This window comes from Bacillus sp. SIMBA_008, assembly GCF_046535495.1.
In the GTDB taxonomy this organism is placed as follows: Bacteria; Bacillota; Bacilli; order Bacillales; family Bacillaceae; genus Bacillus; species Bacillus subtilis.
In genome coordinates this window covers 1-229 of record NZ_JAWRWL010001443.1, presented here as the reverse complement: position 1 = coordinate 229, position 229 = coordinate 1, and the positions used below count along the sequence as shown (strand labels likewise).

Here is a 229-nt window from a genome sequence, read left to right as displayed (position 1 = left end):
CATCCTTGATTCCGGTGCCCGTCGGACCCATGCAGGGGCGTGCGGCACGGGACGTGCGCGTGAAGACTGACGCAGGGAGCGTGGCGTGATCGACGTGGTGCTGCTGGGCCTGATCGGGCTGTCCGCGATGCTGGGCCTGTTCCGCGGCTTCATCGGGATCGTCGTCGGCACGCTGTCGTGGTTGCTGGCGGTGTGGCTGTCGTTCCTGTTCGGTGGCGCCGCCGCGCAG

Annotated in this window: 1 protein-coding gene; it reads left to right on the top strand. The window is 69.0% G+C overall.

The genetic code is table 11. The annotated features are described in order from the left end of the window. Positions 1-85: 85 nt before the first annotated feature. Positions 86-229 (top strand): CvpA family protein (locus SB658_RS28255; RefSeq protein ID WP_410603933.1); only part of this gene is annotated, 144 nt, incomplete at its 3' end.